The organism is Bradyrhizobium australiense (assembly GCF_013114825.1).
Classification (GTDB): Bacteria; Pseudomonadota; Alphaproteobacteria; order Rhizobiales; family Xanthobacteraceae; genus Bradyrhizobium; species Bradyrhizobium australiense.
The window spans coordinates 12,937-37,426 of the sequence record NZ_JAAVLX010000013.1 but is presented as its reverse complement, the minus strand read 5'-3'; the positions used below and the strand labels follow the sequence as shown (position 1 = coordinate 37,426).

At 62.5% G+C, this 24,490-nt stretch carries 28 protein-coding genes; 16 read left to right on the top strand and 12 right to left on the bottom strand.

What is annotated here, in order from left to right:
• The first annotated feature begins 463 nt into the window (after positions 1-463).
• The 8 genes from ffh (at position 464) to HCN58_RS37260 (ending at position 7,185) form a co-directional block, all read left to right on the top strand.
• On the top strand, positions 464-2,008 hold the full coding sequence (gene ffh, locus HCN58_RS31260; RefSeq protein WP_171583199.1) for a signal recognition particle protein: 1,545 nt from the start codon (positions 464-466) through the stop codon (positions 2,006-2,008).
• A gap of 220 nt (positions 2,009-2,228) precedes the next feature.
• Positions 2,229-2,558 (top strand): 30S ribosomal protein S16, encoded by a 330-nt coding sequence (rpsP, locus tag HCN58_RS31255; protein ID WP_171583198.1) that lies wholly within the window; start codon positions 2,229-2,231, stop codon positions 2,556-2,558.
• Between the two features lie 155 nt (positions 2,559-2,713).
• Positions 2,714-3,238: a ribosome maturation factor RimM gene (rimM, locus tag HCN58_RS31250; protein WP_171583197.1), complete on the top strand. Its 525-nt coding sequence runs from the start codon at positions 2,714-2,716 to the stop codon at positions 3,236-3,238.
• Between the two features lie 10 nt (positions 3,239-3,248).
• Positions 3,249-3,968 (top strand): tRNA (guanosine(37)-N1)-methyltransferase TrmD, encoded by a 720-nt coding sequence (gene trmD / locus HCN58_RS31245; protein ID WP_171583196.1) that lies wholly within the window; start codon positions 3,249-3,251, stop codon positions 3,966-3,968.
• 108 nt (positions 3,969-4,076) lie between these two features.
• Entirely contained in the window at positions 4,077-4,457 is a 381-nt protein-coding gene (gene rplS, locus HCN58_RS31240; protein WP_057837799.1) for a 50S ribosomal protein L19, read from the top strand.
• A 404-nt stretch (positions 4,458-4,861) separates the two neighbouring features.
• Entirely contained in the window at positions 4,862-6,268 is a 1,407-nt protein-coding gene (gene leuC / locus HCN58_RS31235) for a 3-isopropylmalate dehydratase large subunit (protein ID WP_171583195.1), read from the top strand.
• 102 nt (positions 6,269-6,370) lie between these two features.
• The gene (locus HCN58_RS31230) at positions 6,371-6,583 is read left to right on the top strand and encodes a hypothetical protein (protein WP_171583301.1); all 213 of its coding nucleotides are present in this window, start codon (positions 6,371-6,373) and stop codon (positions 6,581-6,583) included.
• 227 nt (positions 6,584-6,810) lie between these two features.
• Complete coding sequence (locus HCN58_RS37260; RefSeq protein ID WP_171583194.1) at positions 6,811-7,185, top strand: hypothetical protein; 375 nt, start codon at positions 6,811-6,813, stop codon at positions 7,183-7,185.
• Between the two features lie 335 nt (positions 7,186-7,520).
• Here HCN58_RS37260 and HCN58_RS31220 read toward each other — a convergent pair whose 3' ends face one another.
• The 3 genes from HCN58_RS31220 to HCN58_RS31210 form a co-directional block, all read right to left on the bottom strand.
• Positions 7,521-7,829 (bottom strand): hypothetical protein, encoded by a 309-nt coding sequence (locus tag HCN58_RS31220; protein WP_171583193.1) that lies wholly within the window; start codon positions 7,827-7,829, stop codon positions 7,521-7,523.
• 127 nt (positions 7,830-7,956) lie between these two features.
• Positions 7,957-8,178, bottom strand: a complete 222-nt coding sequence (locus HCN58_RS31215; protein ID WP_311966919.1) for a hypothetical protein — start codon at positions 8,176-8,178, stop codon at positions 7,957-7,959.
• Positions 8,179-8,447: 269 nt separating this feature from the next.
• On the bottom strand, positions 8,448-8,771 hold the full coding sequence (locus HCN58_RS31210; protein WP_171583191.1) for a hypothetical protein: 324 nt from the start codon (positions 8,769-8,771) through the stop codon (positions 8,448-8,450).
• A gap of 110 nt (positions 8,772-8,881) precedes the next feature.
• On the opposite strand from HCN58_RS31210, the gene HCN58_RS31205 reads away from it, so the two are divergent.
• The 3 genes from HCN58_RS31205 (at position 8,882) to HCN58_RS31195 (ending at position 10,844) form a co-directional block, all read left to right on the top strand.
• The gene (locus HCN58_RS31205) at positions 8,882-9,280 is read left to right on the top strand and encodes a metallopeptidase family protein (RefSeq protein WP_171583300.1); all 399 of its coding nucleotides are present in this window, start codon (positions 8,882-8,884) and stop codon (positions 9,278-9,280) included.
• 109 nt (positions 9,281-9,389) lie between these two features.
• Positions 9,390-9,995 carry a 3-isopropylmalate dehydratase small subunit gene (gene leuD / locus HCN58_RS31200; RefSeq protein ID WP_028348459.1) on the top strand — a complete coding sequence of 202 codons (606 nt, stop codon included), beginning with the start codon at positions 9,390-9,392 and terminating at the stop codon, positions 9,993-9,995.
• A 57-nt stretch (positions 9,996-10,052) separates the two neighbouring features.
• The gene (locus HCN58_RS31195; RefSeq protein ID WP_171583190.1) at positions 10,053-10,844 is read left to right on the top strand and encodes a hypothetical protein; all 792 of its coding nucleotides are present in this window, start codon (positions 10,053-10,055) and stop codon (positions 10,842-10,844) included.
• Positions 10,845-10,981: 137 nt separating this feature from the next.
• On the opposite strand, the gene HCN58_RS31190 is transcribed toward HCN58_RS31195, so the two are convergent.
• The gene (locus HCN58_RS31190; RefSeq protein WP_171583189.1) at positions 10,982-11,860 is read right to left on the bottom strand and encodes an HpcH/HpaI aldolase/citrate lyase family protein; all 879 of its coding nucleotides are present in this window, start codon (positions 11,858-11,860) and stop codon (positions 10,982-10,984) included.
• A 118-nt stretch (positions 11,861-11,978) separates the two neighbouring features.
• On the opposite strand from HCN58_RS31190, the gene HCN58_RS31185 reads away from it, so the two are divergent.
• Positions 11,979-12,635, top strand: coding sequence for a carbonic anhydrase (locus HCN58_RS31185; RefSeq protein WP_171583188.1), 657 nt, complete (start codon positions 11,979-11,981; stop codon positions 12,633-12,635).
• 10 nt (positions 12,636-12,645) lie between these two features.
• Here HCN58_RS31185 and HCN58_RS31180 read toward each other — a convergent pair whose 3' ends face one another.
• Together HCN58_RS31180 and HCN58_RS31175 are read right to left on the bottom strand one after the other, a co-directional pair.
• The gene (locus tag HCN58_RS31180; protein ID WP_171583187.1) at positions 12,646-13,206 is read right to left on the bottom strand and encodes a TIGR00645 family protein; all 561 of its coding nucleotides are present in this window, start codon (positions 13,204-13,206) and stop codon (positions 12,646-12,648) included.
• Positions 13,207-13,335: 129 nt separating this feature from the next.
• Positions 13,336-14,370, bottom strand: a complete 1,035-nt coding sequence (locus HCN58_RS31175) for an aspartate-semialdehyde dehydrogenase (protein WP_171583186.1) — start codon at positions 14,368-14,370, stop codon at positions 13,336-13,338.
• A 174-nt stretch (positions 14,371-14,544) separates the two neighbouring features.
• On the opposite strand from HCN58_RS31175, the gene HCN58_RS31170 reads away from it, so the two are divergent.
• Positions 14,545-15,291 carry a hypothetical protein gene (locus HCN58_RS31170; RefSeq protein WP_311966918.1) on the top strand — a complete coding sequence of 249 codons (747 nt, stop codon included), beginning with the start codon at positions 14,545-14,547 and terminating at the stop codon, positions 15,289-15,291.
• 218 nt (positions 15,292-15,509) lie between these two features.
• Positions 15,510-15,890 (top strand): hypothetical protein, encoded by a 381-nt coding sequence (locus HCN58_RS31165; protein ID WP_171583184.1) that lies wholly within the window; start codon positions 15,510-15,512, stop codon positions 15,888-15,890.
• Positions 15,891-16,046: 156 nt separating this feature from the next.
• Here the strand turns inward: HCN58_RS31165 and leuB are convergent, their stop codons facing one another.
• Positions 16,047-17,159, bottom strand: coding sequence for a 3-isopropylmalate dehydrogenase (leuB, locus tag HCN58_RS31160; RefSeq protein ID WP_171583183.1), 1,113 nt, complete (start codon positions 17,157-17,159; stop codon positions 16,047-16,049).
• Positions 17,160-17,398: 239 nt separating this feature from the next.
• On the opposite strand from leuB, the gene HCN58_RS31155 reads away from it, so the two are divergent.
• On the top strand, positions 17,399-18,595 hold the full coding sequence (locus HCN58_RS31155) for a YbfB/YjiJ family MFS transporter (protein ID WP_171583182.1): 1,197 nt from the start codon (positions 17,399-17,401) through the stop codon (positions 18,593-18,595).
• A gap of 144 nt (positions 18,596-18,739) precedes the next feature.
• On the opposite strand, the gene HCN58_RS31150 is transcribed toward HCN58_RS31155, so the two are convergent.
• The 5 genes from HCN58_RS31150 to HCN58_RS31130 all read right to left on the bottom strand — a co-directional run bounded on the left by HCN58_RS31150 (position 18,740) and on the right by HCN58_RS31130 (position 22,829).
• Complete coding sequence (locus HCN58_RS31150) at positions 18,740-19,525, bottom strand: molybdopterin-dependent oxidoreductase (RefSeq protein WP_171583181.1); 786 nt, start codon at positions 19,523-19,525, stop codon at positions 18,740-18,742.
• A gap of 17 nt (positions 19,526-19,542) precedes the next feature.
• A complete protein-coding gene (locus HCN58_RS31145; RefSeq protein WP_171583180.1) occupies positions 19,543-20,172 on the bottom strand; it encodes a cytochrome b/b6 domain-containing protein in 630 nt (209 codons plus the stop codon).
• Between the two features lie 181 nt (positions 20,173-20,353).
• Positions 20,354-20,908 (bottom strand): fasciclin domain-containing protein, encoded by a 555-nt coding sequence (locus tag HCN58_RS31140; RefSeq protein ID WP_171583179.1) that lies wholly within the window; start codon positions 20,906-20,908, stop codon positions 20,354-20,356.
• A gap of 251 nt (positions 20,909-21,159) precedes the next feature.
• Complete coding sequence (locus tag HCN58_RS31135; protein ID WP_171583178.1) at positions 21,160-21,933, bottom strand: C45 family autoproteolytic acyltransferase/hydrolase; 774 nt, start codon at positions 21,931-21,933, stop codon at positions 21,160-21,162.
• 134 nt (positions 21,934-22,067) lie between these two features.
• Complete coding sequence (locus tag HCN58_RS31130; RefSeq protein ID WP_171583177.1) at positions 22,068-22,829, bottom strand: SDR family oxidoreductase; 762 nt, start codon at positions 22,827-22,829, stop codon at positions 22,068-22,070.
• A gap of 90 nt (positions 22,830-22,919) precedes the next feature.
• Between HCN58_RS31130 and HCN58_RS31125 the strand changes: the two genes are divergently transcribed.
• Complete coding sequence (locus HCN58_RS31125; RefSeq protein WP_171583176.1) at positions 22,920-24,449, top strand: malonate--CoA ligase; 1,530 nt, start codon at positions 22,920-22,922, stop codon at positions 24,447-24,449.
• Positions 24,450-24,490: the final 41 nt, after the last annotated feature.

Here is a 24,490-nt window from a genome sequence, read left to right as displayed (position 1 = left end):
CGGCTCAACTTGGAACCTGCGGCACGATTGCAGTGTGGCGCTCTAAGCGGTCCCAAGAAATGGAACATTTCCAATGGCTTATGCGGATAACCGATTCATTTCGACCCAGTTTCTCCTTGACTTTCGTCCCTTCCAGGCGTTTAACCCCCGCACTTTCTCGGAAAGACGTTCTTTTCGACCCGCCGCCCGGCCCTTGAGACCGGAGGCCAACGCCCGACAGCGCGATGCGCCCTCGGGCGCGAAAGTGTTTGGAACATCGTCCTGGCGTTTGGTGCCGGGGCACTTAAGTGGTCGTCATCACCCGCCTTGTGCGCAACGCGCACTGGGGCGGGTGATCCAGTATCCCAGAGCAGCTCGTTTGAACCGAGAGGCTGCGGCGTGCTGGATCCCCCGCTTTCGCGGGCTATGACGGCGGTTAGATAGGGCAGCGGACCTGCAACCGCAGGACAGAGGACAAACGGCATTGTTCGACAATCTGTCGGAAAAGCTTGGTGGGATACTCGATCGGCTGACGGGCCGCGGTTCGCTGTCGGAAGCCGATGTCGACGCCGCGATGCGCGAGGTGCGCCGCGCGCTGCTCGAAGCCGACGTTGCGCTCGAGGTCGTCCGAAGCTTCACCGAGCGCGTCCGCGAGCAGGCGGTCGGCGCTACCGTCGTCAAGTCGGTCACCCCCGGCCAGATGGTGGTCAAGATCGTCCATGATGAACTGGTTGCGACCCTTGGCGCGGATGGCCAGACCATCGACCTCAACGCCGTGCCGCCGGTTCCGATCATGATGGTCGGCCTGCAGGGCTCCGGCAAAACCACCACCACCGCAAAGCTCGCCCGCCGGATGACCCAGCGCGACAAGCGCAAGGTGCTGATGGCCTCGCTCGACATCTATCGCCCGGCGGCAATGGAGCAACTGGCGGTGCTCGGTCGCGACCTCGACATCGCGACGCTGCCGATCGTCGCTGGCCAGAAGCCGGCGCAAATTGCAAAACGCGCCCTGGAAGCCGGCAAGCTCGGCGGCTACGACGTGGTGCTGCTCGACACTGCCGGCCGCACCACGCTCGACGAAGAGATGATGAACGAGGCGGCCGAGATCAAAACCGCGGCCAACCCGCATGAGGTATTGCTGGTCGCGGATTCGCTGACCGGCCAGGACGCGGTCAATCTCGCCCGCGCCTTCGACCAGCGCGTTGGCCTGACCGGCATCGTGCTGACGCGCGTCGACGGCGACGGCCGCGGCGGCGCGGCACTATCGATGCGCGCGGTGACGGGAAAGCCGATCAAGCTGATCGGCACCGGCGAAAAGACCGACGCGCTGGAAGATTTTCACCCGAGCCGTATCGCCGGCCGCATCCTCGGCATGGGCGACGTGGTGTCGCTGGTCGAACGGGCGGCGGCGAATATCGACGCCGAAAAGGCCGCGCGCACCGCGGAGCGGATGCGCAGGGGCCAGTTCGACCTGACCGACATGCGCGAGCAATTGCTGCAGATGGCGAACATGGGCGGCATCAGCGGCCTGATGGGCATGATGCCCGGCATCGCCAAGATGAAGAACCAGATCGCGGCAGCAGGGATCGACGACAAGATCATCAAGCGCCAGGTCGCGATCATCGATTCGATGACGCGGCAGGAGCGCAAGAACCCCGACATCCTCAAAGCCAGCCGCAAGAAGCGCATCGCCGCCGGCGCCGGCCAGAATGTCGAACAAGTCAACAAGCTCTTGAAGATGCACCGGAACATGGCCGACATGATGAAGGCCATGGGTTCGGGCAAGCGCGGCCCGCTGGCCGGCATCGCGCAGGCGATGGGCTTCGGCGGCGGCATGAAACCGCCCTCGCCGGACGAGATGAAGGCGCTGGCCGAAAAGATGCAGGGCGGCGCCGGCGGTCTGCCGAATTTGCCGAAGGATCTCCCCACCGGCCTGCGCCAGGGATTGCCCAATGTGCCGGGCCTTACGGGCCTCAGCGGCAAGCCGACGCTGCCGGGCCTCGGTGGCTTTCCGGGGAAGAAGAAGTGACGCCTCGCCAACACGCGCCGTCATCGTCCGCCTTGTGCGCAATTGTGCACTGGGGCGGACGATCCAGTACGCCGCGTTCTCTCGGTTCTATCGCTTATGCGAGCGATTACTGGATGCCCCGCCTTCGCGGGGCATGACAGGTGCAAGGGAAAAGCAGCTCGCAATGACTCGAATTCACATCGTTCCCATCACTGAGTTTCGTATTCAACAGGAGAACTAAATGTCAGTCGTTATCCGCCTCGCTCGCGCAGGCACCAAGAAGCGTCCCGTCTATCACGTCGTCGTCGCCGACTCGCGCTTTCCGCGCGATGGCCGCTTCATCGAGCGCCTCGGTTATTTCAATCCGCTGCTGCCGAAGGACAATGAGGCGCGGCTGAAGCTCGACATGGACAAGGTGAAGTCCTGGCTCGCCAAGGGCGCGCAGCCGTCCGATCGCGTCACCCGCTTCCTGGATGCCGCTGGTGTCGTCAAGCGTGCGCCGCGCAACAACCCGGAAAAGGCCGTGCCGCGCAAGGAGCGCAAGGCCGCCGAAGCCGCCGCGAAGGCGTAGACGATGATGCGGACCTCGTGCTTCGAGACGCATGGCTTTCGCCGTGCTCCTCAGCATGAGGAACTAGCTCCTCATCCTGAGGAGAGGCCACCGGGTCCGCGCGAAGCGCGGCCCGATGACAGGCTCCGCGCCGTCTCGAAGGATGAGGCCCGCTGATGGCCTCGACCATTTGCGTCGCCCGTATCGGCGCCGCGCATGGCGTGCGCGGCGCGGTGAAGCTGTGGACGTTCACCGAGGATCCGCTGGCCGTGAAGCACTATGGCCCGCTGACGACCAAAGACGGCGCGCGCCAGTTCGAGGTGACGCATGTCCGCGAGGCAAAGGACCATCTGGTGGCGACGCTGAAGGGCATTGCCACCCGCGAGGATGCCGAGCGGCTCAACGGGCTCGAGCTCTATGTCGCACGCGACAAATTACCTGGGACCGACGAGGACGAATATTACCACGCCGACCTGATCGGGCTTGCGGCTGTCAACGCTGCGAACGAGCCGCTCGGCCGCATCATCGCCATCCATAATTTCGGCGCCGGCGATATTATCGAGATCGCGCCGGCCAAAGGCGCCACTATGCTGCTGCCGTTCACCAATGCGGTCGTACCGACGGTCGACCTCGCCGGCGGTCGCGTGGTGATCGAACTGCCGCAGGAAATCGAAGGCGACGACGCCCCGACGCTCACGTGATGGGTTTTAGATGACCTGGCGCGCCACGGTTCTCACACTCTTCCCCGAGATGTTTCCCGGGCCGCTCGGCGTCAGCCTGGCAGGCAGGGCCCTGGCCTCCGGCCTGTGGGAGTTGGAGGCGCGCGATATCAGGAATTCCGCGACCGATCGCCACCGCAGCGTCGATGACACCCCCGCCGGTGGCGGTCCCGGCATGGTGCTGCGCGCCGATGTGCTGGCGGCTGCGATCGATGCCGCGGATGCAGACCAGGACCGACCGCGCCTTTTGATGAGCCCGCGGGGTCGGCCACTGACCCAGTCGCAGGTGGCGAACCTCGCCGCCGGACCGGGGCCCCTGATCGTTTGCGGCCGGTTCGAAGGGATCGATCAGCGGGTGATCGAGGCGCGGAACCTGGAAGAGGTCTCGGTCGGCGACTACGTGCTATCGGGGGGCGAAATCGCCGCGATGGCCCTGATGGATGCCTGCGTGCGTCTGTTGCCGGGGGTGATGGGCAAGCAGGCCTCCGGCGATGACGAAAGCTTTTCCGAGGGATTACTGGAATACCCCCAATACACCCGCCCGCAGGAGTTCGAGGGCCGCAGCATCCCGGAAGTCCTCATCTCCGGCGACCACGCCAGAGTGGCGGCCTGGCGAAAAGCCGAAGCCGAGGCCCTGACCCGGGCGCGGCGGCCGGATTTATGGGCCGCGAGGGGCGGCCAAAAAGGCACAAAAAGCACGACAGACGGGTGACAAGCGCGGTCCGATGCCTTATACGGGCGCCAAATCCGCACACGCGCAGGATAGATGGACGTTTGCGCAGCCCCCGAAAGGCTGGGCGCGCCGCCGATGGAGATTTCAATGAACCTCATTCAACAGCTCGAAAAAGAGCAATTCGAAAAACTGTCGGCGACCAAGTCGATCCCGGAATTCGGCCCCGGCGATACCGTGATCGTCAACGTCAAGGTGGTCGAAGGCGAGCGCACCCGCGTGCAGGCCTATGAAGGCGTCTGCATCGGCCGTTCCGGCGGCGGGCTCAACGAGAGCTTCACCGTCCGCAAGATTTCCTACGGCGAAGGCGTGGAGCGCGTGTTCCCGGTGATGTCGCCGATGATCGATTCGATTAAGGTGGTGCGCCGCGGCAAAGTGCGTCGCGCCAAGCTCTATTACCTGCGCAATCTGCGCGGCAAGTCGGCCCGCATCGTCGAGAAGCAGGACCGCGCCGCCGCCGTCGGCGAGTAACTTTTCCCAAAAGGGATCTGACGAAAAGCGCGGGGGTTTGTCCCGCGCTTTTTTGTTGCGCCTCCCCGTCATTGCGAGCGAAGCGAAGCAATCATCTATCCCCGGGCGGAGACGTGAATTGCTTCGCTTCGCTCGCAATGACGGTGGCAACAAACGCATATCGCGCTTAGATATCTCGTGTGCTATGAGGCTGGAATGGTTCTAGATCGGACGAATTCTGAGGGCTCGCGCGTCGCACCCATCGTCATCGACGATCGCTCGCGGCTGCCCGGCCGCTTCTTCGGACGGTTCGCGACCTCGGCAACGTCTGAGCTTACGCGCGCAGCTTGACGCTGCGCTGACGTCTCTTGCTTGCGCCTTCGCGCTCAACCGCTCACACAGAATTTCCTTTGGAGCTTACGCTCATGTCCAAACCGACCACGCTGTACGACAAGATCTGGAACGACCATCTGGTGCACGAAGCCGAGGACGGCACCTGCCTGCTCTATATCGACCGCCATCTGGTGCATGAAGTGACCTCGCCGCAGGCATTCGAAGGCCTGCGCGCGACGGGGCGCAAGGTGCGCGCGCCGGAGAAGACGCTCGCCGTCGTCGACCACAATGTTCCGACCACCGACCGTTCAAAACCCAATCCCGACCCTGAGAGCGCCGAGCAGATCAAGGCGCTGGCTGAAAACGCCAAGGAATTCGGCATCGAATATTACAACGAGTTCGACAAGCGCCAGGGCATCGTCCACGTGATCGGCCCCGAGCAGGGCTTTACCCTGCCGGGCACCACCATCGTCTGCGGCGACAGCCACACCTCTACCCATGGCGCGTTCGGTGCGCTGGCGCACGGCATCGGCACCTCCGAAGTCGAGCATGTGCTGGCGACGCAGACGCTGATCCAGAAGAAAGCGAAGAACATGCGCGCGGTGGTCGACGGCAAATTGCCCGACGGCGTCACCGGCAAGGACATCATCCTCGCGATCATCGGCGAGATCGGCACCGCCGGCGGCACCGGCTACGTGCTGGAATATGCCGGCGACGCGATCCGTGCGCTGACGATGGAAGGCCGCATGACCGTCTGCAACATGTCGATCGAAGGCGGCGCGCGCGCCGGTCTGGTCGCGCCCGACGAGAAGGCGTTCGAATTCCTCAAAGACCGCCCGAAATCGCCGAAGGGCGCCGACTGGGATGCCGCGATGCGCTACTGGGAAAAGCTGCGCTCCGACGAGGGCGCGCATTTCGATCACGAGATCCGGCTGGATGCAGCAAAGCTGCCGCCGATCGTGACCTGGGGCACCTCGCCCGAGGACGTGGTTTCGATCTCGGGCTTCGTGCCGGACCCCGACAAGATCGAGGACGAGGCCAAGCGGCTCTCAAAACATCGCGCGCTGAAATACATGGGCCTGACGGCGGGAACGAAGATCACCGAGATCAAGCTCGACCGCGTCTTCATCGGCTCCTGCACCAATGGCCGCATCGAGGATCTGCGTGCGGCGGCGAAGATCGCCGAGGGCAAGACGGTCAACGCCAACGTCAACGCGATGATTGTGCCGGGCTCGGGCATCGTGAAGGAGCAGGCGGAAGCCGAAGGCCTCGACAAGATCTTCATCAAGGCCGGATTCGAGTGGCGCGAGCCGGGCTGCTCGATGTGCCTTGCCATGAACCCCGACAAGCTGGCGCCGGAAGAGCGCTGCGCCTCGACCTCGAACCGCAATTTCGAGGGCCGGCAGGGCTTCAAGGGCCGCACCCACCTGGTGTCGCCGGCGATGGCCGCGGCCGCGGCAATCGCGGGGCATTTCGTCGATGTCCGGGAATGGCGTTAACGCTTCCTTTGTCTAGATAGCGAGACGTTCCGGAAACGGCCCGTTAACAGGCAAAGCGCACACTGGTCCCTTGCGAAGCGCTTTCGCGAGGGACTTTTGGCCGTGACCGACAAGTCTGAATTTGTCGATATGATCAGCGAGGCGACGCGGCAGGTGCGGCGCCGTACGACACCGCGCATCGTCGACCTCCAGCCCATCGCCACCAAGGAAGCCTCACGCCTCAGTCACTGGCCGCCGGAGCACTGGCAGCAGTGGCGGATGGAGACGCTGACACCTTGGAAGCTCAAGCCCTGGCGCGGCAAGGATTGGGATTGAGCAGCGAGGTTATCCGCCCCAGATGAAAACAGGCGCCCCTCCGGGCGCCTGTTTCGTTTCAACGCATCTCACCAGTAGCCGTACGGCAATCCGTAATAGTGGTGCCGCCACCACGGGCGATATCTGCAGATCTTGCGTGGCCCGTAATAGGTCCAGATCACGCGGCAGCGGCGCGGATAATAGTAGGCCGGGTACGTGTAGTAGGCCGGCGCGTAGTAGAATCTACGATGAAAGAAGCGCCGGTGGGCGAAGTGGGGCCGAAAGAAAAAGTGAGGCCGGTGGAACGCATGACGATGTACGAATCCGCCGCCATGGAAAACGGGCGCCGCACGAAAACCGCCGCCATGGAAGGCGGGGCCTGCGCGAAAGCCTCCACCGCGGTGAATTGCCATGCCGCCGCCTCTGAAACCGCCGCCGTGAAACGCCGCGCCGCCTCCACGGAAGCCGCCACCATGAAATGCCGCGCCGCCGCCGCGGAAGCCGCCGCCATGGAAACCGCCGCCTCCACCGCCGCGAAAGCCGCCGCCATGGAAACCGCCGCCTCCACCACCGCGAAAGCCGCCGCCGCCCATCCCACCGCGGTGTTGAACCTGGGTCGTTAGCCCGTCGGTTGCAAACTTCGCCGAGGGCGCGGTCGCGGGACTCCCAAGCGAGAGCGCCTCAGCTCGCTGGTGTGATGCGGCTGCGAGCGCAAATGCAGCCGCAGCCGTAACGCCCAGACAGCGGACAAGGCCGCGTCCAGGATTTGATATTGCCATGGATGAACCTCCCTAACCGGCGACGGCGCCTTGGGCCGCTTGCGGCTGGCCCGTCGCGTTCATTTGCGGTCGTCCCCAAACGTGACGTTAGAGACAACCACGTGAACGCCTCATGAATGCGCTGACCTCAAGGACAAACGCGCCGGCACAATCATCGCCCGGATTTGCGACCTAACGCCTCACCACCAGAACGGCCCAAACCCAACGCCGAATGTGAACGGCGCCGGCGCATCATAGGGATACGGCCGGTAGTAAGCGGGCCGTCCGTAATAATAATAATAAGACCCGTAGTAGGGACGATAATGCGGCCGATAGACATGGTGGCGATAATGGCGCCGCTGGTAACGGCGCGCGCTGAAATCGGTTGCTTCCGATGTGCCGACGGCTTGCGTCTTCGCCTGAGGCGCCGCGGCGGCCGGATGGATTGCTGCAGCGCCGGCGAACACAAGCGCAGTTCCGACAAAGGCTGGCCCGATCAAGGTCTTCATGACGGATTCCTTCTCCTGATCCAGTTGATCAGATACGCGCAGCAATCTCGCCGGTTCATGGCGCGGCTCAAACGAACCAGGCCCGCAATGAACGGGCCTGTCGGATATCTGCGCTAACCTGTCGCACTCACCAGCGGTGCCAGTGACGATGATGGTGATGGTGGCGGTGCCAGCGATGCCAACGATGGTGGTGGTAGCGGTGGTATCGCCAGTGCACTTCGGTCGTCGCCAGCCGGGCATCCTCCTGAACCGCCGCGGCAGCGCCGGGGTTGCTGAGCGACAGCGCATTGGCTGGCGCGGCGAGAGCGAGCAATGCGCCAACGGCTGCAAGCCCCAGAACCTTTGTCATCTGCATATCCAGTCTCCTTAGGTGGTCGGATGCGCGTCTGCGCCGAATGGCTTGCATCAACTGAACGGCATACCGCGACACGCGTACAGACTGAAGCAAGTGACTTGAATGAGGTGTGAATGAATGCGCCACGAACATGAACCGGTCACGGCCGTTGTCCGCCGCAATGTTCGCGCAGGCAAATCGGCGCCGACCGTCGTCGCAACTCTAGCGCGGCATCTGCCGCAGAGTCGGGCCCCGTTGCGTCGACGAAATTGGATGCGGCGAATCTAGCCCGGCCGCCACCAGCAGTTCATGCGCGGGGTAATCACCGTGCCGCTCGGCCGGTACTCCTGCACGTAATGCGCGGTGCAATCGCGCACGGCATTGGGGCCGGGGTTGTAGCGCGGGTAGACATCAGGCGCCCATTCCTGCCGATAGATCGGCACACGCCGCAACGGACGCCGGCGTTGGGCGGACAGATCCGTGACGACCGGCTTCGACGACGTCGCGACCCGCAGTTCCGGTGATGCCATCTGTGCGTGCGCCATCGTACTGGGGACCAAGAACCCGGCAAAAGCAGCCCAAATGGCGACCGTCACAATCTGCTTCATCTTAAGTCCACCCACGCCTGATAGCGCCCGTACGGTCTCCGATTGGAACGCCGAGGTCAACTCGCAAAACCAGTATGCGCCCAGGCACAACACACGCTAAATACGTCCTGATGTGGACCGAAGCAAAAGCCCCCTCGCTCGCCGAAATGGAAGCCATGGCGCATGAGGTGTTCGAGCGCCTGCCAAAGACGTTTCGAACCCTGTGCCAGGGAGTCATCATCCGCGTCGACGACTTTCCGACCGACGAAGTGCTCGACGAAATGCAGGCGCAAAGCGAATTCGACCTGCTCGGCCTGTTCCAGGGCGTCGGCCTGCCGCACCAGAGCCATGACGACATCGCCCGCCTGCCCAACATGATCTGGCTCTACCGCCGGCCGATCCTCGATTACTGGGCCGAGCATGACGAGACGCTCGGCCACATCGTCCGCCACGTCCTGATTCATGAGATCGGGCATCATTTCGGGCTGTCGGATGCCGATATGGAGGCGATCGAGGCTGCCGCAGACTAGGCCGGTTCGCGCCAAAACAGGCGGCCTATGCGCAAATTGGCCTTTTACCGCGACCATATTCGCGATAAATCAGCGGCCCGTCCTACCTTTCAACCGGGAAGTGCGATCGATGGAAAAGTTCACCACACTGGAAGGCGTAGCTGCCCCCCTGAAGATCATCAATGTCGACACCGACATGATCATCCCGAAGCAGTACCTGAAGACCATCAAACGCACCGGCCTTGGCAAGGGCCTTTTCTCGGAACAGCGCTACAAGGATGACGGCAGCGAGAATCCGGACTTCGTCCTCAACCAGCCGGCCTATCGCAACGCCAAGGTGCTGGTCGCCGGCGATAATTTCGGCTGCGGCTCGAGCCGCGAGCACGCGCCGTGGGCGCTGCTCGACTTCGGCATCCGCTGCGTGATCTCGACCTCGTTCGGCGACATCTTCTACAACAACTGCTTCAAGAACGGCATTCTGCCGATCCGCGTCTCTCAGGAAGACCTCGACAAATTGTTCGACGACGCCGAACGCGGCGCCAACGCCACGCTGACCATCGATCTTCCCAACCAGGAAATCCGCGGCCCCGACGGGGGCAAGGTGAAGTTCGAGATCGACCCGTTCCGCAAGCATTGCCTGATGAACGGCCTCGACGACATCGGGCTGACCATGGAAAAGAAATCCTCGATCGACGATTACGAGGCGAAGCTGAAGAAAGAGCGCGCCTGGGCCTGATTGTGCTACGAGAGCCCCGACGAAAATCGGGGCTCTTTTGTTAAGGAGGCGGCGCGGATGCGGCCTGACGTCGTCACCTTCTGGCACGGCCCGCTCGACGGGCTGCGGCTGACCTGCCTCAGGTCGCAGGTTGCCGCCGGCCACAAGGTCACCGTCTACAGTTTCGATCCATTGCCCGGCCTGCCCGACGGCGTCGGCAACGCCGAAGCCGAAGCGATCCTGCCGCATTCCTTTTCCGAACGGCTGCGCGCACCCGAGCCGGATGGCAGCTGGCGCGACTGGACCATTTTGCAGTTCAGCGATTTCTTCCGCATGCGACTGATGGCAGAAAACGCCGGATTGTGGCTCGACGCCGACGTTCTCCTGCTGAAGCCGGTCGAGATCGATCCGGCAAAGCCTTACTTCGCGTGGGAGCGTCGGCGCCAGCTCGGCAACTCGGTTTTGTATTTGTCTGCGAACGATCCGATCGTGCAGGCGTTCGAGGAACTGATGGAGCAGGAGGATCTGACGCCGGACTGGCTGGCGCTGCGCCATCGCCTCAGCTTCATGCTGCGCCAGCTGCGCCGCCGATCGAGCCGCCTCTCCGATATCCGCGTCGCCATCTACGGCCCCGCCGCGCTCACCGCACTCGCGCGCCGCGCGAACGAATTGCATCACGCGCTGCCGAAGCAGTCGTTCTACGCGGTCCATGCCGAACCAAAGCTGTTCTTTGAGCCGATGGATTTTTCGGCCCTGCTCGACGATCCCCAGACCATCGGCCTGCACATCTCGCCAAAGGGCCGCGGCGGTGAAAAGCCAATTCCAGGCAGCCTGTATGCCTGGGCGGCGGAGAAGTTTGGTGCTCGTTAACGAACAGCTCCGCCCGTAATCATCCGCGAAAGCGGATGATCCGGTACGCCGCACTGCTTGCATGAAGATCGGCTGTCACGGAATACTGGATGCCCCGCCTCGCGGGGCATGACGAAAATGGATCACGCTGAAGTGATTCAATGCCCCATGGCCGCGATTGCGTCCGCAATCGCAATCGTCCGCCGCGCCATGTCGGCGTGCAGCCGCTCCACCATTCGCCCATCGAGCTGGATTGCGCCGCGCGAGGCGTTTTCCGGCTTTTCGAACGCCGCGATGATCTTGCGGGCCTGTTCGACCTCCTCGGCCGGCGGCGTGAAGATGGCGTTGCAAGCCTCGATGTGGCTCGGATGGATTAGCGTCTTGCCGTCGAAGCCGAGGTCGCGGCCTTGCGCGCATTCAGTCGCAAAGCCGTCAATGTTGCTGATGTCGCTGTAGGGGCCGTCGAGAATTTCCAGCCCGTGCGCGCGCGTCGCCAGGATGCAATGCGTGATCATTGGGATCATCGCCGCGCGGCCCGGCTGCATGCGGATCCGCGTTTCCCGCGAAATGTCATTCGGGCCGAACACAAATCCCGCAAGCCTCGTTTCCGAATCCCTCGCCGCCGCGGCGAGCTTGTCGGCATCGAGCACCGCACGAGCGGTTTCGATCATCGCCCAGACCCGGATGGACATATCGGCGTTGATGTCGCTCAGGCGGTTGGCGATGGCGTTGAGATCGGCGACGGTGGAAACCTTGGGAACCAAGATGCCGTCGGGCCGGGCCTTGCCGGCCATGGTGACGTCCTCGACCCACCATGACGTATCGAGGCTGTTGACCCGGATCAGCACCTCCCGCTTACCGAACCCGCCGGCCGCAATTGCCTTGGCGATCTGGTCACGGGCCATCGCCTTGGCATCCGGCGCCACCGAATCCTCGAGGTCGAGAATGATGCCGTCGGCCGGCAGATTGCGCGCCTTTTCCAGCGCCCGCGCGTTCGATCCCGGCATGAACAACAGGCTGCGGCGCGGACGGATCATGGCAAATTTCCTCGGAGGTCCTCGTGAACCCACGCGATATCACCTCGCGCGGCCGCCTGAAAGCCTTGTTCCTGCCGCCGGCTTATGGTTAGGCATGGCCGAGGACCGGCACGGAAACATGGCATCGTCATTCCCACAACATCTGCTCGACGGCTACCGGGCGTTTGCCTCGCAGCGGCTGCCGACCGAACAGACGCGCTACCGGGAACTCTCCGAGCGCGGCCAGTCGCCCGCCGTGATGGTGATCGGCTGCTGCGATTCCCGCGTCTCGCCCGAGGTGATTTTCGACGCCGGCCCCGGCGAGCTGTTCGTGGTGCGCAACGTCGCCAACCTGGTGCCGGTCTATCAGCCCGACGGCGGCGCCCATGGCGTCTCCGCGGCACTGGAATATGCCGTCAGCGTGCTCCGCATCAAACATATCGTGGTGCTCGGCCATGCCCAGTGTGGCGGCATCCGCGCCTTCATCGACAAGATCGACCCGTTGTCGCCGGGCGATTTCATCGGCCGCTGGATGGCGATGTTCATCAAGCCGGGCGAAGTGGTCGAACAGCGCGAGCGCGAGACCATGCAGGAGTTCACGATCAGGATCGAGAAAGCTGCGATCTTCCGCTCCCTGGAAAACCTGATGACGTTCCCGTTCGTGCGCGCCCGCGTCGAGCGCGGCGAAATGGAATTGCACGGCGCCTATTTCGGCGTTGCCGAAGGCTCGCTGTTCGTGCTCGATCAAGCTGCGAAGGAATTTCGCAGCGTCAGGGAAACATTGCCCTCGTCCTGACGCGACCGGCTCAGCGCCCCGGGCCGCCATGATCGCCGCCGCTCCAGCGGTCCGACAGGGCGAGAAGCAAGGTCGAGAGCACGAATACCAGGTGAATGCCGACCAGCCAGCCCAGCTTCTGGGCATCGAACACAACGTCAATGTTCATAAAGGCCTTCAACACCTGGATCGCCGAAATCGCAACGATCGAAGAGAGCAGCTTTTGCTTCAGTCCGCCGAAGTCAACCTTGGTCATCCATTCCGGCCAGTCCGGATGGCCGGCAGGATCGATCCGCGAGACGAAGTTTTCGTAGCCTGAAAACACCACGATCAGGATCAGGTTGCCGGTGAGACAGACGTCGATCAGGCTGAGCACGCCCAGGATGATGTCCGCCTCTTTCGCATGTGGCACATGCAGGACGAATTCGGCGAGCAGCACAACGAACTTGTAGAGCAGCACGGCGAGGCTGACGACCAGGCCGAAATAGAACGGCGCCATCAGCCAACGGCTGTTGAAGATAAGGCCTTCGAAGCCTCTCTCAACCCGCTTCAGGTTCGGATCGGGACGACCGGGAGCCGGCTGTTCAGTCATGTGATCCAGCTCCTCCGATACTAGGGTCGTGTAGGGGCAAAGCGAAGCGTGCCCACCATCTCTCCAAGAGCTATGCAGGGATTTGGTGGGCACGGCGCAAGCGCGCCTGCCGACCCTACGAATTGTTCGCTACGCCGCCTTTTTCTTTGCGGTGATCAGCTTTCGGTTGATCAGGCATTCGGCGATCTGGACGGCGTTCAGGGCTGCGCCCTTGCGCAGATTATCCGACACGCACCACAGCACGAGACCGTTCTCTACCGTCGCGTCCTCGCGGATGCGGCTGATATAGGTGGCGTCCTCGCCGGCCGCCTCGTAGGGCGTGACATAGCCGCCGGGCTCCTGCTTGTCGATCACGAGGCAACCCGGCGCGTTGCGCAGGATGTTGCGCGCCTCGTCGGCCGAGATCGGGTTTTCGAACTCGATGTTGACGGCCTCCGAATGACCGACGAACACCGGCACGCGCACGCAGGTGGCGGTCAGCCTGATCTTGGGATCAAGAATCTTCTTGGTCTCCGCCATCATCTTCCACTCTTCCTTGGTGTAGCCGTCCTCCATGAACACGTCGATCTCGGGGATGACGTTAAAGGCGATACGCTTGGGGAATTTCTTGTTGATCAGCTCGTCATTGGTGTAGACGGCCTTGGTCTGCGAGAACAATTCGTCCATCGCATCCTTGCCGGCGCCCGAGACCGATTGATAGGTCGAGACCACCACGCGCTTGATGGTGGCCTTGTCATGCAGCGGCTTCAGCGCCACCACGAGTTGCGCGGTCGAGCAGTTCGGGTTGGCGATGATGTTCTTCTTGGCAAAACCGGCGGCCGCATCGGCGTTCACTTCCGGCACGATCAGCGGCACGTCCGGGTCCATCCGCCAGGCCGACGAATTGTCGATCACGACCGCACCGGCGGCGCCGATCTTGGGCGACCATTCCTTCGATACCGAGCCGCCTGCCGACATCAGGCAGATATCGACATCGGAGAAGTCATAGTGCTCGAGCGCTTTCACCTTCAGGATGCGGTCACCATAGGACACCTCGACGCCGACGCTGCGGCGCGAGGCCAGCACCACGACCTCGTCGGCGGGGAATTTGCGCTCGTCGAGAATGTTGAGCATTTCGCGCCCGACATTGCCGGTCGCACCGACGACAGCGACTTTGTAACCCATCGTTCACTCTCCGAGGAAAAATGCCGCCCCGCCGCCTCAAGCGGAAAGGGAGAAGGCAGCGCTTCTATGCGAGAAACGGCGATATGACAACGTTTGGCGGTTGCGTTTGGGCGTTTGATGCATTCGTTTCCGGCCAGTTCGGCCGATTCCCATAATAGGACGAGAATTCATCCGGTGCTGGCAAGCTTCGTGGACGAGGTCTGCGGCACACTGGCCCGGCTCTGCGCCTATCTGATGACGCTGGCGCTGATGGCCCTTGGCGGTATCGCGCTATGGCAGCACTTGCCCGATGTCACGACGATGGAGACGTCTCCCAAAGCCTGGAGCGAGGCAGCACGCACGGTGCCCGCGTTCGCCGTAAGCCAGCTCATTTTTCCAGGTAAGACAGAGACTTACGAGATTTTTCGGCATTCCGAGGGCGGCCGCAAGGACGTGTTCCACTGGAGCGGCACCGGAGGTGTGCCGGTCGCGCAGCTTGAAATCTATCGTCCAGGCGAAGAGGTCGATCAGGTCGGCTCGGCGGCCGGCTACCTCGCCGCACGGATGGATCCGGCTGGCGCACGCGAGCTGGAGGCTGCAGGGATCATCGACAGCAAATTCGGGACCGTGATCCTGTTTCGCCGGATCGGCATTACGGAGGCCGCCCACGCGTGCCTGCGATTTTTCAAGCACGTCGATGAGCCGAAATTCCGGCTCTCCGGCTGGTCATGCCTGGGCGAGGATATGCCAGCCCGCCGCGCCGCGATCGGGTGCATACTGAATCGGCCGGTCCTGCTTTCAGCCGGCAACGATACCAAATTTACGGAATTGTTCGCCCGTACCGAAGTCAGGCGCAGCAATTGCGCGATAGCCGGCACACCGGCCTTATCAGCGGATTGGGTGATGGGCGCAGATAATCCGCGGCTGCGCGGCACTTTTTGAGCCCGGCGGCGGCGCGGTCGTTTTCGCCGCCCCTCACAATTGTGGCAACAAGCGGCCAAGACACTGGTTTTCATGAAACTTTTTCGCTTCGCACCGCATTATTGCGGCACGGTGTGGCTCAATTGACCTAGCGACGGCGATCCCACCCTGGCTAGAATGCGCGCAACCAGCTTTGGCGATCCGCCAGCCCGTCACGGGCGGACAATGACGAGGATGCAATGACCCGAAAATTCCCTGCTGCGAGCAAGCTCGCGATGTTGCTTGCCGCGGCCGCCCTCGTCGCCGTTGGCACGACCTCCGCCGGCGCTCAGTCCCGGCAGCAACATGATCGCGACGGCCGCCCCTATTACGGCCCGAACGGTCCCAACCGGTCCTACCAGCAGGGCCCGCGCACTCGCGTCTACGTCACCACGCGCTCCTGGCTCGATGCCGGCACGGAAGTGCTGCCGGGCGACCGCAAGTTCCAGGATTACGCCTTCCCGCCGGATCTGGGATATCCGTCGTTCGGACGCGAAAACCTCAACCGCCCGATCGACCGCCAGCCGCTCAACCCACCTTCGGACATGGGTGGCTATCCGCAGCGCTTCCCGCTGTATTGATTGCGATTGCATAAACGCACGGCGTCGTCCTGCGAAAGCAGGGTTACGCGTGCGCGCGTAGCCCGGATGGAGCGCAAGCGCGATCCGGGCTCTCTCTCGCAAGTGGCTGGATCCCCGGATTTCGCTTTCGCTCCATCCGGGCTACGAGCCTATCGCTTACGCGTGCAGCTTCTGCAATTCCTTCAGAATCGCCTCGCCCATTTGCGTGGTTGAGGCAGCCGTCGTGTCCTCGGACTTGATGTCCGCCGTGCGCAAGCCGCTGGCCAGCACCGCCGCGATCGCCGCATCGACCTTGTCGGCCAGCGCGCCCATGTCGAAGGAATAGCGCAGCGCCATTCCGAACGAGGAGATCATCGCGATTGGATTGGCGAGGCCCTTGCCCGCGATGTCGGGCGCGGAGCCATGCACCGGCTCGAACAACGAGCGGCGCTTCTTGGTCTTGGAGTCGATCTCGCCGAGGGAAGCCGAAGGCAGCATGCCGAGCGATCCGGTCAGCATCGCCGCGATATCGGACAGCATGTCGCCGAACAGATTGTCGGTCACGATGACGTCGAACTGTTTCGGCGCCTTCACCAGCATCATGCCGCCGGAATCGGCGAGCTGGTGCTCCAGCGTCACGTCCTTGTATTCGCGCGCGTGCACCTGAGTCATGACCTCGTTCCAGAGCACGCCCGACTTCATGACGTTGCGCTTCTCCATCGACGTCACCTTGTTGCGACGCTTGCGCGCCAGATCGAAGGCGACGCGGCCGATGCGCTCGATCTCATAGGTGTCGTAGACTTGCGTATCGATGGCGCGCTTCTGGCCATTGCCGAGATCGGTAATGGTCTTCGGCTCGCCGAAATAGACGCCGCCGGTGAGTTCGCGCACGATCATGATGTCGAGGCCTTCGACCGCCTCGCGCTTCAGGCTGGAGGCATCGGCGAGCGCCGGGTAGCACACGGCGGGGCGCAGATTGGCGAACAGACCGAGATCCTTGCGCAGGCGCAGGAGACCTGCCTCGGGGCGCACCTCGTAGGGCACGCTGTCCCACTTCGGGCCGCCGACCGCACCGAAGATGATGGCGTCCGCAGCCGTTGCCTTGGCCATGTCGCCTTCGCTGATAGAGACCTTGTGCGCGTCATAGGCCGACCCGCCGACCAGGCCCTGCTCGGTCTCGAATGACGCGATTCCTTGCGCGTTCAGCCAATCGATCAGGCGCTGCACCTCGCCCATCACTTCGGGGCCGATACCGTCGCCGGGAAGAAGCAGCAATTTATGGGTCGCCATGGTTCGTTTACCTCGAGATTACGTTTTGTTCGTCATTGCCGGGCTTGACCCGGCAATCCATCCCGCTTCGCAATATCTTCTGAAGTTGGATGGATGCCCGGGCCCGGACATGACAAGCGAAGGAAATTCCGCGGGAGTGCTAGAGCGGCATTGCACGATTGGCAAGACACCATTGCGGTCTCACCGCCTGTGCAATCCTCCGCTGGCCTGCCACAATAGCGGCGCGCCGGAGAAATTCCTTGCACGCCCCCGACCGTCCCGCGAGTTACGCGCATCCCGCGCGGCTGATCCTGATCCTGTCGCTGGCACCGACCGTCGGTCTCGGCATCGGCCGCTTTGCCTATGCGCTGGTGCTGCCTGATATGCGCGACACGCTGGCCTGGAGCTATTCCGCGGCCGGTTTCATGAACACCATCAACGCGGCCGGCTATCTCGCGGGCGCCCTGTTCGCTTCGCGCATGATCCGCCGGTTCGGACTGGCGGCTTCGGTGCGATGGGGAACGCTGGCCTGCGTGCTATCGCTGGCGCTCTGCGCCATCACAGGCAATTTTTACGTTCTAAGTTTTGCGCGGCTTCTGGCGGGCGTCGGCGCCGCGGCCGGATTCATCGGCGGCGGCGCGCTGGCGGCAACGATCGCGCAGTCGCGCCCTGAACGGGCGAACTTTTTGCTGAGCCTGTTCTATGCCGGCCCCGGAATCGGCATCCTGGCGTCGGGACTGGTGGCGCCCTTCGTGCTGCAGGGTTTTGGGCCGGGATCATGGTGGATTGTCTGGTGGGCGATGACGGCGCTCGCGCTGGTCATGGCCATCCCGGTCCTGCTCGCACCGTTTCATGCCGGTGCAGCGCTGGCGGAAACGACGGCCGCCAAATTCTCCGTCGGACCGGTCGTAATCTACCTCGCCGGCTACTTCCTGTTCGGCGCCGGCTACATCTCCTACATGACCTTCATGATCGCCTATGTGCGCGACGCCGGCGGCGGGGCTGTGGCACAGAGCGCGTTCTGGAGCCTAATCGGCCTCAGCGCTTTTATCACGCCCTGGGTATGGCGACGCGTGCTGGCGCTCGACCGCGGCGGCCTCGCCACCATGATCATTCTCGGCGTCAACGCGATCGGCGCGGCGATGCCGATCTTCGGGCATTCGGTGTGGCTGCTCGCAACATCGGCGCTGGTGTTCGGCGTGGCGTTCTTCGCCGTAGTCGGCTCCACCACTGCCTTCGTGCGCTTCAACTACCCGCCACAGGCCTGGCCAACCGCGATTGCGGCGATGACGATTTCATTCGGCATCGGCCAAACGCTGGGCCCGATCGTGGTCGGCGCAATTACGGATGCGCTGGGCAGCCTGTCGTTTGCGCTGAACGTTTCCGCGGCGATGCTGGCGATAGGTGCGGTGCTGTCGGCGTTTCAGAAGAGGCTGGTGCAGAAATCTTTGCCGTGACGCATTATCTATCCGCATCGTCGTCCATGCGAACGCAGGGACCCATAACCACAGGCTTCAGTTGGAGAGCAGCAGCTAGCTCCAGCATGAAATAGCGAGATCACGCGGTATGGGTTCCTGCGTTCGCATGGACGACGAGGCGGATCAACTCCCACTGAACGAATTGTATCCCTGATCTTCCCAGAAGCCGCCCTTGTATTCGTTGGTGACTTCCATCGACATCACGTATTTCGGATTCTTGAAGCCGAGTTTTGTAGGCACCCTGATCTTCATCGGAAAACCATAGGCGCGCGGCAGGATCTCGTCGCCGAATTTGAACGTCATCTGGGTCTGTGCATGCAGCGCGGTCGCCATGTCGAGCGGCGAATTGTAGCCGTCCTTGTCGGCGCACTGGAACCAGACATATTTCGCGCGCGTATCCGCGCCGACCAGTTTGAGGAAATCGCGCAACGGCGTGCCGGTCCAACTTCCGATCGCGCTCCAGCCCTCGACGCAGATGTGGCGTGTAACCTGCTTGACCTGCGGCAATTGGTAGAGCTCGTCCAGCGTCCAGGACTTCTTGTTTTCAACGAGGCCACGCACCTCGAGTTTCCAGGTCTTGCCGTCGACTTCGGGCGCCTCATCGAGATCGTAATAGGCATTGAACGGGAACGGCTTTGTAATGGCGCTTTCCGGGAAGGTCGGCGCCATCGCGTTTGGATTAAATATCAATGCCTGCACGCCATCATTGAATTTCGAGACCTGCTTCAGCATCTCTTCGGCCGAAAAGCTGTCGGTCACATCACAGCCGGTCAGAAGGGTCAGCGCGCCAAGGCTGGCGCCGCCCGAGATGAAGCGCCGGCGGGTGAGATCCGGCATGGTCTTGACGGCGTCTCTGACCAGAAGCGCCTTGTCGACGCCGGGGATCAGAAGCTTGCGCATGCGGCCCATGGTGGAGCTCCCTTGAATTAGCGGCCGATGATCATGGCGCGCAGGCTCTTCGGCACCAGAAGCGCGAGCGCGACATGAACCACCATGAAGGCGACAATCGCCGCCATGCAGAAAAAATGGACGTAACGGGCGGCATCGTAGCCGCCAAATAACGCGGTCAGGTATTGTAGTTGCACCGGTTTCCAGATCGCCAGACCTGACAGCACGATCAGGATGCCGACGACGATGATGCCGGCGTAGAGCAGCTTCTGCACGTAATTGTACTTGGTGAGATCGTCATGCGACAGCTTGCCGGTCAGTGCCGCCTTGGTGTCTGAGATCACGCCCTCCGGCGTGATCGGCAGCAGCTTCTTGCGGAATCGGCCGGTGACAAAGCCCAGCACCAGGTAGATCAGGCCGTTGACCATCAACAGCCACATCGCGGCGAAATGCCAGAGCAACGCGCCGGCGAGCCAGCCGCCCAGCGTGATCGAGCGGGGGAACGCAAAGCCGAATAGCGGGGAGGCGTTGTAGATCTGCCATCCTGACATGATCATCAGGACCATCGCGACGGCATTGGTCCAATGCAGCGCCCGCACCCAGGCCGGCTGAAGGACCTTTGTCTTGTCTGACGCGGCGTGTTCGTCGCTGACTGTTACGGCCGACATGGCTCTCATCCTCGCTTGCAATTCGCTATCGAATATACGCCCGGAACTGGATTTTCGTTACTGCCATGACGCTATCAGATCGATGCCTGGCGCGTATCGAATTCACGAAAAAGCGAGCCGGGTTGCCCCGGCTCGCCCAATCCACGCGCCCTGTTGGGACCAGTCAGGGGCGCGCGGGAATTCAGGACGCCGGCATCAGCACGGTGTCGACCACATGGATCACGCCGTTCGACTGATTGACGTTCGAGATCGTGACCATCGAGGTTCCGCCCTTGGCGTCGACGATCCAGACCTTGCCATCCTGGTGCTTGACCGACAGCTGTTCGCCTTCGGCGGTCTTCAGCTTCATGCCGTCCTTCAGGTCGGACGCGGCGAGCTTGCCCGGCACGACGTGGTAGGTCAGGATCTTGGTCAGGGTCGCCTTGTTCTCAGGCTTCACCAGCGTCTCCACGGTGCCGGCCGGCAGCTTGCCGAAGGCGGTGTTGGTCGGCGCGAACACCGTGAACGGGCCCTTGCCTTCCAGCGTCTCGACCAGGCCGGCCGCCTTCACAGCGGCGACCAGCGTGGTGTGGTCCTTCGAATTGACGGCGTTCTGGATGATGTTCTTGGAGGGGAACATCGCCGCACCTCCGACCATCACGGTCTTTTCCTCCGCGCTCGCGGGCGCGGTGATGGTGGCGGTGAAAGCCAGCGCGCTGAACACGGCGGCGGACAGCAGTGCAGTACGTTTGGACATGGAATTTTCTCCCGAGGATTGCGATGGCCGGCGGGGCCTCCGCCGGTGATGAAAACAACGACGCTGGTCGAGGGACCGGTTGATTTCGTCGTCGTTGGGCCGAGCTACGGGAGGTTTTTGCGCCGGTTTCGGCGAATAATTTATCGTGATGGCTGAAACTTTTGGGGTGGCGAATCGTGTGGGCGGCCGACGCGTGGCCCGGATGGAGCGAAGTTCAATCCCTGCTGTGCAGCGTCTGGATGAGGCCGCGATTATGTGTCGGGCTGATCAGGATCTCGTTCGTACCCAGGTCGGCGAGGAAATCCAGTGCCTAAGACGTCTCGGTGATCTTTCTCTTGCGCCGGACGGGCCATTCTACGGGATTGCACATTCCGCCCAGTTGGCCCTGAAGATGCGATATCCAGCAGTGAATAATTGTATTGCATCGCGTGAGGAAGCTGACGGAGTTTCGCGACTGCTTCTTTCGTGGTCGAACACTGATCCAGGATCATCCGCACGATTAGATCGGCTGACAATCCGGGAGAGCGGGGGCTCTTCTTGACCTGATGCAGGCCAAGCGTCAGGCCGTGCTCATTCATTCCATCCAGCCGTCCTGTCAACTGATGACTGGAGCCGATGCTTGCATAGCATCCGCTGGCTTGCATGAGAACGAACTGGGCGCCGTAATATCGCGGCATGTAATCATAATTGCGACCGTAGATATCGGCAGTCATCACCGCGGAGCAGGCTCCGATCGGAGGTCGCATACCGTCATTACCGAACCAAAAAGCGGCTCGTTCCATTGAAATGCCGAGTTCATCGGCAAGTCCGGTAAGCTCTTCCCATAGCGCGGGTGCAAATTTGGCAAAGACCCTTTGCTCAGTGTGAAGATTGAACCACCATGGAAATCTGGTCGTCTTCTTGCGTAGAAAGGCTCGCCCTTTCAGGGTCGTAGCAAATAATCGCGCCTGCGCACGGCCGACCTGATATGGCGTACCCCTGCACTGAACAATACTAACGCGAAACAGCTTTACCGGCACCTTCATCAGCGCGCCCAATGCTAAGAGTGCGTTTGCTCAGCTTGACCCCTTCCGCCGTCGCTCAGCGAGCGAAGGCGTAACCCGCCACCACATGCAACGAAGAACGGCGGATTATGCTAACGCTAATCCGCCCTACACACTCAATCCCTGTTCGCCGGCGTCTGGATGAAGCCGCGATTATGCGTCGGGCTGATCAGGATCTCGTTGACGCAGACCCGCGGCGGCAGGCTGGCGACGAAGGCGATGGTGCGGCCGCAATCTTCCGGCTGCAGCATTTTCGCCTGCTCCTCCTCCGATGGCACCACCGGGCGCGATTTCAGGATCGGGGTTGCGACCTCGCCGGGCGAGAGGCAGCAGGCGCGAAGCCCGTTGACGCATTCGTCCATGTTGAAGGAATGGGTCAGCGCCAGCACCGCATGTTTTGTGGTGGTGTAGGCCGGGCCCGGCATTTTCGAGACGTGACGGCCGGCCCAGGACGCGACGTTGATGATGCAGCCGTCCTGCTGTTTGCGCATCGCCGGCAGCACAGCGCGCATGCAGTAGAGCACGCCATTGAGGTTGATATCGACGACCTTGTCCCAGCCTTCCAGTTCCATGTCGGCCCAGCTTCGCTTCGGCACGTTAATGCCGGCGCTGTTGACCAGAAGATCGATCCGGCCGTGCTTGGCGAGAATCTCGCCGGCCGCCTTATCCACGTCGGCCTTGCTGCTGACATCCAGTGCGATCGCCTCGGCCTTGCCGCCCTTTTTGCTGATGTTGGCGACGATCTTGTCCAGCGCGTCCTTCCGCCGTCCCGAAACCACCACGGTCCAGCCATCCGCCGCCAGGAATTCCGCCCCTGACGCCCCGATTCCGCTGCCGCCGCCCGTTACCCAGGCCACGCGTTTCCCGCTATTTGTCATGCAAACTGTCTCCGTTGCTTTTTGAAGGGCGTTCTTGCTATTCCAGCCGACGAAATTCCGCCCGGGCCAGCGCCCTTCAAGGAATGTTGCATGAACACGACCGCCAACGCCAACCTGTTTTCCCGCTTGTTCGATACGCTGGACGATCCAAACCGGCTCGCGATCGAGATGCTCGACGGCACGCGCATCAGCTATGGCGAGTTGATCGCCCGCACCGGCCAGATGGCGAACGTGCTGGTTGCGCGCGGCGTCAAGCCGGGCGACCGAGTCGCAGCCCAGACCGAAAAATCCGTGCCGGCGCTGGTGCTGTACCTTGCGACCGTGCGCGCAGGTGCGGTCTACCTGCCGCTCAATACCGCCTATACGCTCAACGAACTCGACTACTTCATCTCCGACGCCGAGCCGTCGCTGGTCGTCTGCGACCCCTCAAAGGCCGAAGGCATCGGCGCGATCGCGGCAAAGGTGAAGGCCAAGGTCGAAACGCTCGGCGCCGACGGCAAGGGATCGCTGACGGATGCCGCCGCCAAGGCGGATGCTGCGTTTGCGACGGTCGCCCGCGCCAATGACGACCTCGCCGCGATTCTCTACACCTCGGGCACCACCGGCCGCTCCAAGGGCGCGATGCTGACGCACGACAATCTGGCGTCAAACTCCTACAGTCTGGTCGATTACTGGCGCTTCACGGATAAGGACGTCCTGATCCACGCACTGCCGATCTATCACACCCACGGCCTGTTCGTGGCGAGCAACGTCACTTTGTTCGCCCGCGCCTCGATGATCTTCCTGCCAAAATTCGATCCCGAGCCGATCATCAAGCTGATGGCGCGCGCCACCGTGCTGATGGGCGTGCCGACCTTCTATACGCGGCTGCTGCAGAGCCCGGCGCTTTCGAAGGAAACGACCAGCCACATGCGGCTGTTCATTTCGGGCTCCGCGCCGCTGCTCGCTGACACCCATCGCGAATGGGCCGCGCGCACCGGCCATGCCGTGCTGGAGCGCTACGGCATGACCGAAACCAACATGAACACCTCCAACCCCTATGACGGCGAGCGCGTGCCCGGCGCGGTCGGCCATCCCCTGCCCGGCGTTTCCGTGCGCGTCACCGATCCCGAGACCGGCAAGGAGCTCGCGCGCGAGGAAATCGGGATGATCGAGGTCAAGGGCCCCAACGTGTTCAAGGGCTATTGGCGGATGCCGGAAAAAACAAAAGCCGAATTCCGCGACGACGGCTTCTTCATCACCGGCGACCTCGGCAAGATCGACGCCGAGGGCTATGTCCACATCCTCGGCCGCGGCAAGGATCTCGTGATCTCGGGTGGCTTCAACGTCTATCCCAAGGAAATCGAGAGCGAGATCGATGCCATGCCGGGCGTGATCGAGTCTGCCGTGATCGGCGTGCCGCATGCCGATTTCGGCGAAGGCGTCACCGCGGTCCTGGTCTGCAACAAAGGTGCAGACGTCACCGAAGTCGGCGTGCTGAAGGCGCTCGAAGGAAGGCTCGCCAAATTCAAGATGCCCAAGCGCGTCTTCGTCGTCGACGAACTGCCGCGCAACGCCATGGGCAAGGTGCAGAAGAACATTTTGCGGGATACGTACAAGGAAATCTATACGAAGAATTAGGAGCGCACGGCCGCTCGGGGGCAGAAGTCATGAACGGACAC